Genomic DNA, 2,760 nt, shown 5'->3' on the forward strand with positions numbered 1-2,760 from the left:
GTTTGAAATTGTTCCTGTTGAGAGGAATATGCTTTTTGTTTCAAGAAATGCACGTATCTCGTGCCGTTTCATGCCCAAACGCCAACGAAGAAGGCCGATTAGCAGGATTAGGTCTATGCAAGTTGTTCCTATATTAGTCTCATCCTCACACACGCTAAAAAAGTATACAATGATTAAGGCTTAATAAACTAATCTCCTGATTATCCCGCATGATATCACGGGAGCAAGTTCTAATTTTTCTCAGGGAAAAACAAGAATATGAAGGCGGCTATACAGGTAATGATTTAACAAAGTTGGCAAAATTAATAATAGTGACTCCTTTTGGACTCAGACGACGATTGGCAAATTGGATAAAAACTGACAAAGAATTCTCACAATTCACCTATCTTGGAAAAGAAAAACCCTCTGTAACTCTTTCAGAATTCTTCAAAATCGAACAAGAACTTGCATCAAATCCCATTCAAGTTAAAAAAGGAATTCATGAAGATCTTCAAGAACAACGAAACGAACAGAATCAAAAACCATTATCTAAACCCACATTTTATAGAGCAGCCAAGCAAAAAATCCTCTCAATGTATTGTTCAGAATCATACAACTGGTTCAAAGCGAAAAAAATCCCATTCCCTCAAAACTATTCACTTGAGAAAAATCGTGAGTCTCTTCAGACAATATTTACTTTCTCCGACTTGAAAACCTATGGCGGTGCAAACATAGATGCAATTTATCAAAGATTGATCAAAGCCAAAGAAGCGTTTTCGATATACAATGTCGATGCAAATCGATTCTATCCAGAAATATTATCCCGGAGAAAATTCCTGCAAAAGCTGCTTGGCTCAATTCCACCAAACCAGCAATTAGAGGCTCAAGCAAAACTAATTTTTGAAATACAGGCTACATATATCATAAGATGCAAAGACCTTCTTCTTGGGGAACTTATTCATGAACTTGGACGATCAAAGCAATCAGACAATGCCTCACGGCAAACGGTTGAAAATCAACTTCGTACGGCTGCTTTAGGGTCAATCAGAAAAGATCTTAAAGAAATGGATGAATCGGGAAAGATCGACCCACACATTATAAAAAAACATGCAAATGTTTTGATAGATGAGGAAATACTTGCCCGAATTGAATTATTAAGAAAACACTCCGGTGCATATCGATCAATCCTGAAACATTTGAATGATCTTACAAATAATATGACGTCAGGAGTCAAGTTCCAAAGAAAAGAAGCCAGAACAATTTATCAACTGGCTACTGGTGAAATAACCTGGGATAAGTTGAACGAACAAGGAAAACGGTCAATTGCCAGAAAACCCGATCTTATGAAAGCTATTGACCTGGAAAATACCGATATTGTTCCACTTATCGCTATCAACAGACTCATCGATTATATTAGAAAAGGCAAAATCACCTTCGATGAAAGCTACTACTTTCAGGATATTGGTGAACGTCTGAGAAATGTTGATTTGAATCTTGAAGATTGTTACTTAACTCCGGAAATATTGGATCAATTCATTGATGGAACGTATCAAATAAATGGTTTCCCGACATTTGATATACCCACAACAGAAATTGAAGCATCTGATGATGATATCCCAACAACATGGACTGATCTCTCCGACATTCTGAAAGAAATTTCAACATATATCCGATCCTCAAATCCAACATGGTTTAAAGAACATGAGGAATTGTTTAAAAAACAAACAGATGGCCTATTCTGGATCGAATATTCAGAAGAGGAATTTGCACAGCGGCTTTATGATTCCATTGGATTTCTAGGAAGGAATTTCAGATATCGTGATTCTGAAGAGTTTTATAGTTTGAAATATTTCATCCAGCGTTACCTTTCAGCTGCAACACTCAAACTTGAACTTGGATTTATACATAGGTGTATAGAGCAATTGTCTAACAAAAAAATAGAATGCGTAGTCATTGATACAATGGGAATTGATGCAAGAATAAAAAGCATCTTATCAGATTATCATGGACGATATCACACTATTGGTTTTGCTGATCTGCGTGCTGTTTCTATTGATATGACACCGATTTATTCTGGTGTTTGCCGTTCAACAGATTCAGAGGCAATGAATATCGTAGAAGTTATTGATGAAGTAAAAGAAATATGCGGAGACAATGTTTCTATCTACACGGGTAACGGCCATACGACCACTAAAATATCAGCTGGAATGGCATTTCTCAGTCATGGTGTTATAGCTGGCGGTAGAATTCATTATGAACCGACATGGAATTTAGAAGATAGTGCTATTTCAAGATTGAAAAATAACATATTATTGTTGAATAAAGTCGGCAAGTTGTTGAGAGACGAACCAGAACTGGGACGGGTTATGGCTATGCGGAAACATGTTTATGTGGACAAGTTGAATGTCAGAAATATGGTTGATGATTTTGGTTATCTGATCCTGAAGAATGTTTCCAAAATGGCCTTTCCGATTGATGATATTTGTAATGCTGTGGAACGATCAAATAACTTGAAGAAAAAAGCAAGAATCGTGGAGGGTAGCAGGACAAGAGTAGAACCGGATGAAGCTGAATTGTTGTTGAAATCTGGGGAACTTATACTTTGTATTGTTGGGCTGTATCATCTTTTAAAAGGATGGAAAGGTCATGGCAGTCCGATTAATTTATCGGATGTCAGGCTGATTAGGCCTGCCTGACTTTAAAAATCTATTTAGCGTGTGCGATCATGAGACTATTATAGGAACAAGTTGCATAAGACAAATAACAACTCTTCACGGAACG

General features: G+C 36.8%; 2 protein-coding genes. Both read left to right on the plus strand.

From position 1 onward, the window contains the following. The coding region (locus tag WC623_RS24835) for a hypothetical protein (RefSeq protein WP_372856293.1) at nucleotides 1-184 on the plus strand (184 nt) is incomplete at its 5' end. A 25-nt stretch (nucleotides 185-209) separates the two neighbouring features. Beyond that, a complete protein-coding gene (locus tag WC623_RS24840; RefSeq protein WP_372856295.1) occupies nucleotides 210-2,675 on the plus strand; it encodes a hypothetical protein in 2,466 nt (821 codons plus the stop codon). Nucleotides 2,676-2,760 lie beyond the last annotated feature (85 nt).

The sequence above is a fragment of the Pedobacter sp. genome, from assembly GCF_041645105.1.
GTDB lineage: Bacteria > Bacteroidota > Bacteroidia > Sphingobacteriales > Sphingobacteriaceae > Pedobacter.

Coding starts and splice junctions, on each gene's coding strand:
- WC623_RS24840 (WP_372856295.1), top strand. CDS start 210: ATGATATCACGGGAGCAAGTTCTAATTTTTCTCAGGGAAAAACAAGAA.